Here is a 4,680-nt window from a genome sequence, read left to right on the forward strand (position 1 = left end):
TTTCTTCATTGTGTGCTTTCCAATTGCGAGTTGAAAAAGTCTAATGATTCTATGAATACACCTAACTTTTTCAACTAACTACAAATGTGTTGCACTTGGGATTTGAATCTGCGATTAAAAAAATATGGGATAAGGATATGAATACGCGTGTTGCTATCAGTGATCTATTCACAAGAGACGAAATCAGTGAGCTAACAAGTAAATCAGATTTACATGGGGGCTGGGCTGTCTTCTCAACTTGGGCTGTGATTGGCGGTACCTTTGCTGCAGTAGCCAGCTTCTGGGACTATGCGCCAGCTTGGGGTAAATTATTATTATGTATTGCAGCTCTAATCATTCTTGCTGGTAGGCAATTAGCGCTGGCTATTCTTATGCATGATGCTTCTCATCAAAGTTTATTTAAAACTAAGTGGTTAAATGACACATTAACTGATTGGTTATGTGCTCGTCCGATTTGGAATGATTTACATAAATATCGCGCTCATCATATCCGTCATCACAGTAAAACCTCTACTGTCGATGATCCTGATCTAACATTGGTTTCGGGCTTTCCAACTTCCAAAAAATCATTAATGCGCAAATTTATTCGGGATTTATCTGGTTTAACGGGAATTAAATTTGCGATTGGGCGAGTGTTGATGGATATTGAGAAGATGGAATGGACAGTTTCAAATGATCGCCGTTGGATTCCTCAAGATGGACGACATTGGAGCGATTATGCAAAAACATTTATAAAAAATAGTGGTGGAGCGATAGCCACTAACGCAGCTATTTTCGGAGCATTGTGGGCTTCAGGTCATCCTAAATTGTATGCATTGTGGGTCTTGGCATATCTCACCCCATTTCCTTTGTTTCTCCGTGTCCGTTCAATGGCTGAACATGCAGGAATGCCAACGAGCAATAGTGCTTTAACAAATACACGTACAACTAAAGCAGGATATTTAGCACGCGCATTAGTCGCGCCAATACATGTTAATTATCATAAAGAACATCATCTTATGGCTGCTGTTCCATATTTCAAATTACCGAAAATGCATCAGATGTTACGTGAGCGCGGACATGTAGAAGAACCGCCAACGTATTGGCAAGTTTTGCATGAACTATCCAACCAAGCTGATTAATTCAAGAATAGAAGAATAGATATGCTATTAGCAAAAGAACACATCATTAGTTTTTTAGCCAAAGAGTTTCCACAAGCACTGGAAAAAACATCAATTGTGGAGATTACCCCAAAAGGTGCAGAGCTATTATATCGTGTCGATCAAAGTGACTTACGTCCCGGACAAACTGTGTCTGGGCCAACATTGATGCTTGTAGCTGATTTTGCATTGTATGTTGCGATTTTAGGTGACTTGGGATTGGTGGCCATGGCAGTCACAACCAATATGACGATTAACTTTTTCCGCAAACCAAACGGAATGCAAAATATCAAAGCTGTTTGTAAATTGATTAAAGTCGGCAAAACCTTGGTGACTGGTGAGGTATGGTTGTATTCAGTTGGAGACGATGAGCCTGTTGCTCATGTTATCGGTACATATGCAATTCCAAAGCAATAAAAAATTTTAGAAATAACAACGAATAGAGCAGCAAAACATAACAACAATTCAGTATGAGAATTGGTAAGAACATGCTAAAACTAAGTTTGTTCAAATTTATTTGTTCTTACCATTTTTACTTATATGCCCATAGAACTCGACTTGATACCTCTGTCTCAGATTTCGCTTGATCACGAGCAGCTTTTAGCGATTAAGCGAAATGATCTATTGCCTTTGATGGATGATCCGCATCGTTTGAATGCCTATGCCGATCATTTAGTTCAAGCTCAAAGTGTTTTACTGAATGGTATTGACCCTAAATTAAATCAACAGTTAAGTGCGGTTATCTCACAGATTATTCAACAGCTGTCACTCTCAAAAAAGTATCTACGTGGTCGTCGATTCAATGCATTGCAAAAATGGCTCGGCATTGATGTGGAGTATGATGCAGGTCAGGTCAAATATTTAAAAGACCTTGATCGTTTAATTGATGAGGCAAATCATTTAAGTCAAAAACTGCAAATAGAAATACAGAAGTCACAATCACGAATACAGCAGGTATTGGGCTTACGAGAACAAATGGCAGCCTATATTGGCGCAGCTCAAGAGTTTTTGAATGAATATCCTGAGTTTAGTCGCCAAAAAACTTTAGATCATTTTCTTGAGCGATTGTCTAAAAGAGTGAATACCTTACAAACTTTACAAACGAGTAATGATATTGCGATCAAACAAATGCAGTTATCTCAGCATTTATCTTTTAGTTTATTAGATCGATTTAAAGAAGCTCAGCAAGTTTTGATTCCAGCATGGCAATATCATTTACAGCAAAGTCGTCACTCAAATTCAAGCATCACTCTTGAAAAATTGGATAAAAGTCGAGAAGATTTGATTCAAAATCTTAAAAAATCATTAGAGAAATAAGAGGGGAAAAGTATGTCAGGTTCAGAATTGACTCAAGCGTCAACTCAAGTCGAATTAAAACAAGAGGAACGCTTTGAACAATTGAATTTAAAAGAGCTAGGATTGCAACCGCATGATTTTGCGGAGGTGATGGATGCACATAAGGAACTCGCTGAGATAAGCACAACTGTTGTAGCTGAATATGGGAAAAATATTGCCAATAAAACATCGACTTATACAGACGAGTTGCTTGATCTAGTTCAAAATAAAGATTTAGATGCAACAGGGCAAAAATTAAATCAGGTCGTTCAGGTTGCTCAGCAATTAAATACTTCGAGTATTTTGAATAAGTCTAAAAGTTCAGGATTTTTTGGTGGTTTACTTAGTAAATTTAAAAGCGCAAAGCAAAGTTTTGATCAGCATTTTAATACGACCAAAGAACAGATTGATGCTTTAGTCAAAGAAATTGAGAGTTCACAATCTGGTTTGAAAGCACGTGTTGGAACTTTGGACAAAATGTTTGATGCTGTGCAGGAAGAGTATAAACAGTTGGGTGTTTATATCGCAGCAGGACAACTGAAGCAACAAGATATTCAACAGCAAATTGTGGCCTTAACTAATCAAGAGCAAGATCAGCAGACCACGCAACAAATTTATGATCTCAATCATTTAGCGAATAATCTTGAAAAAAGGGTGAGTGATTTACAAGTACTGCAACAATCTGCAATGCAAACCCTACCTATGATTCGTATTATTCAATCTAATAATTTGATGTTGGTTGATAAGTTCTATGCAATAAAAAATATTACCTTACCAGCTTGGAAGAATCAGATTAGTTTAGCGATTTCACTACAAGAACAGAAAAATAGTGTGCAATTAGCGAAAGCGATTGATGACACGACCAATGATTTACTTCGTCGAAATGCGGAATTATTGCATCAAAACTCAGTTGATACTGCAAAAGCGAATCAACGTTCAGTGATTGATGTTGAAACACTTGAACATGTTCAAAACACCCTCATTAAAACAGTAAATGATGTCATCCAAATCCAGAAAGAAGGAATGCAAAAAAGAACTGAAGCAACAACGCGTTTGCGTGCATTGCAAGAAAGTCTTAATCATCTCGTTCTGGAAAATAGTGGGCAAACGCCTAAATCTTAAAATTTATTATGAAAGGAAAGATCATTGTCACCCATAAATGATTTAAGTGTGGAACCTATTGATCAGCGTTTACAAGTGTTGAAAAAACGCCAACGCAATATAGTTATTGGACTTGCTGCAAGTATAGTCTTGATGGTTTTAACTATTGCGGCATTCTTTCTACAAAAAGAATTTATTTATCGGTTTTTTGATCTTTCATTACATGTTCAGAGTTTGGATTTACCATACCAAGTACAAGAGTTGGTACCTTTTAAACAACCTGTGGATTATTTTTTCAATCTTCTTTCTTGGTTTGGTTGGCTGTTTCTGAAAGTCCTTGTTTCCTTTGTTGGTGCATTTCTAATTGTGCGTTGGGTGAAGAAATTTAAGTTCTTCCAACAGCGATTTCAAGCTTGGACACAGCGTTTTTTGGCATGGATCATTTCGTTTATGTTGCTATGGTCAGGATTAAGCTATATTCAATATGACTGGAAGAACGAAACAGAAGAAGCTTATCAGCGTTGGATGAGCTATCAAATAAATATTGTTGAAAGCCAAATTGCTCAAGATTTACAAGATATAAATATCTCTCAAACAGAAAAAGCTTATGTCTTAGCTCAGGTCGCTTTGTTACATGATCCGATTGATCGTAAAACTGCGAATATTTATGTCAATCAATTGATCGAAGCTGAGAAAAAAGTTCCCACTGAATTTAGTAAATATGATTTTAAGCCTGAACAATTGTGGGTAATGCAACAACAGTTGTATGGGAAAAGTATTACTTTGATTACTCAACCGCTAGATATCCAAGCGCAGCAAGCAGAAAAAATTTCAAAGTACGTGAATTTCTTTTTGTTGGTCTTTCTAATTATCAATCTCGCAATGAGTGTGGTTTTGTACATGCTAGCTAAGCATTTTAAAAACCGTCGATATCGAATTACGCAGAAACTTGATCTATAAGTTTGTTATGTTCGGTTTGTTCGATTGATATTATAAAAACAACCTGTTTTACCTATTTAAATAATTTGCGTACTATAGCCCCATTGAAAGAATTTAGCTGATTGAATTGCTGAGAATTTGGAGAAATACATGTTAGATCAAAATA

Annotated in this window: 5 protein-coding genes; all 5 read left to right on the forward strand. The window is 36.5% G+C overall.

Annotated elements, in window-relative coordinates; translation table 11 throughout:
- Window positions 1-137: 137 nt before the first annotated feature.
- The 5 genes from ACSC97_RS17730 (at window position 138) to ACSC97_RS17750 (ending at window position 4,535) form a co-directional block, all read left to right on the forward strand.
- Window positions 138-1,121 (forward strand): fatty acid desaturase family protein, encoded by a 984-nt coding sequence (locus ACSC97_RS17730; protein WP_168154488.1) that lies wholly within the window; start codon window positions 138-140, stop codon window positions 1,119-1,121.
- 21 nt (window positions 1,122-1,142) lie between these two features.
- Window positions 1,143-1,556, forward strand: a complete 414-nt coding sequence (locus ACSC97_RS17735) for a PaaI family thioesterase (RefSeq protein WP_168154489.1) — start codon at window positions 1,143-1,145, stop codon at window positions 1,554-1,556.
- Window positions 1,557-1,679: 123 nt separating this feature from the next.
- Entirely contained in the window at window positions 1,680-2,456 is a 777-nt protein-coding gene (locus tag ACSC97_RS17740; protein ID WP_436662254.1) for a tellurium resistance protein, read from the forward strand.
- A gap of 12 nt (window positions 2,457-2,468) precedes the next feature.
- Window positions 2,469-3,596 carry a toxic anion resistance protein gene (locus tag ACSC97_RS17745; RefSeq protein WP_436662256.1) on the forward strand — a complete coding sequence of 376 codons (1,128 nt, stop codon included), beginning with the start codon at window positions 2,469-2,471 and terminating at the stop codon, window positions 3,594-3,596.
- A gap of 24 nt (window positions 3,597-3,620) precedes the next feature.
- On the forward strand, window positions 3,621-4,535 hold the full coding sequence (locus ACSC97_RS17750; RefSeq protein ID WP_436662258.1) for a hypothetical protein: 915 nt from the start codon (window positions 3,621-3,623) through the stop codon (window positions 4,533-4,535).
- Window positions 4,536-4,680 lie beyond the last annotated feature (145 nt).

Origin of the sequence: Acinetobacter sp. P1(2025) (assembly GCF_051390655.1) — a bacterium.
Lineage (GTDB): Bacteria > Pseudomonadota > Gammaproteobacteria > Pseudomonadales > Moraxellaceae > Acinetobacter > Acinetobacter junii.

Coding starts and splice junctions, on each gene's coding strand:
- ACSC97_RS17730 (WP_168154488.1), top strand. CDS start 138: ATGAATACGCGTGTTGCTATCAGTGATCTATTCACAAGAGACGAAATC.
- ACSC97_RS17745 (WP_436662256.1), top strand. CDS start 2,469: ATGTCAGGTTCAGAATTGACTCAAGCGTCAACTCAAGTCGAATTAAAA.
- ACSC97_RS17735 (WP_168154489.1), top strand. CDS start 1,143: ATGCTATTAGCAAAAGAACACATCATTAGTTTTTTAGCCAAAGAGTTT.
- ACSC97_RS17740 (WP_436662254.1), top strand. CDS start 1,680: ATGCCCATAGAACTCGACTTGATACCTCTGTCTCAGATTTCGCTTGAT.